The 1,313-nt window shown below is 69.5% G+C and carries 1 protein-coding gene; it reads left to right on the top strand.

What is annotated here, in order from left to right; all coding sequences use genetic code 11:
- Positions 1-239: 239 nt before the first annotated feature.
- Positions 240-1,295, top strand: coding sequence for an IS110 family RNA-guided transposase (locus tag FB455_RS34125; RefSeq protein WP_145755820.1), 1,056 nt, complete (start codon positions 240-242; stop codon positions 1,293-1,295).
- The last annotated feature ends 18 nt before the right edge of the window (positions 1,296-1,313 follow it).

Here is a 1,313-nt window from a genome sequence, read left to right as displayed (position 1 = left end):
CTGACAGTGATGATGTGGGAGCGGGTCACCCGGCCGGTCTGACTCACCCTCTGACTGACCTTGGGTGTCTTCTAGGGGATTCGTCGGCTTGTCCGGGTGACCCGTTCCTGCACTCACCTGCTGGGCGTTCGTGACCTGATAGGAGCCTGTGCAAGAGGTCCCGTCACTGTCCTGTCCGCCCGTCCCGGCGGTGCGTGCCGACCCTGTTCGGTGCAAGCGAGAGGGACGACGGTTTCAGCATGGCAGCCAAGAAGCGTCAGGTCACAGGCGGCGTCGACACTCACGGCAAAACTCATCACGCCGCCGCCATCGATGGTGCCGGCCGGGTACTGGGCGACCAGGAATTTCCCGCTTCGGCGTCGGGCTACCGGCAACTCCTGGCCTGGCTACGCCGGTTCGGGCAGGTGATCAAGGTCGGGGTGGAGGGCACCGGCACCTACGGCGCGGGCTTGGCCCGCCATCTCACCGCGCAGAGCGTCACGGTGGTCGAGGTCGACCGCCCGGACCGGCGCGCCCGCCGCGCCAAGGGCAAGTCCGATCCTCTCGACGCGCTTGCCGCGGCCAGGGCGGCCCTGTCCGGACAGGCCAGCGGCACCCCGAAGACCCGCACTGGCCCGGTCGAGGCCATCCGCGCTCTGCGGGTGGCCCGCCGCGGCGCGATGAAGGCCCGCACCGCCGCGCTCAACCAGCTCCACGGTCTGCTCGCCTCCGCGCCGGAGTCTCTGCGCCACGACCTCAGCCACCCGCAAGCACCACTGGTCGACCGGTGCGCCGCGCTACTCGTCGACGAGACCCGACTCACCGATCCCGTCGAGGCCACCAAAGCCGCCCTGGCCGCCATCGCCGCCCGGATCCAGGCCCTGACCGCCGAGATCACCCACGCCGACCGGCGACTACGACCCGCCGTCGCCCGCACCGCCCCACACCTGAACGCCGTCTACGGCGTCGGCACCGACGTCGCCGGTCAACTCCTGACCACCGCCGGCGACAACCCCGACCGGCTGCGCTCCGAAGCCGCCCTGGCCCACCTCTGCGGCGCCGCACCCATCCCCGCCAGCTCAGGACGCACCGACCGACACCGCCTCAACCGAGGCGGCGACAGAGCCGCCAACTCAGCCCTGCACACCATCGCCCTGGTCCGCATGCGCCACGACCCCCGCACCCGCGCCTACGTCGACAAACGCACCAAACAAGGACTCAACAAGAAAGAAATCATGCGCTGCCTCAAGCGCTACATCGTCCGCGAGATCCACACCGCCCTCCTCGCCGACTTCACCACCCTCAACACCGCTTGACTTCTATAGGAGCATCCC

The sequence above is a fragment of the Micromonospora sp. CNZ296 genome (assembly GCF_007827635.1).
The sequence above is the reverse complement of the archived record's forward strand: the minus strand, read 5'-3'. Positions and strand labels throughout refer to the sequence as shown.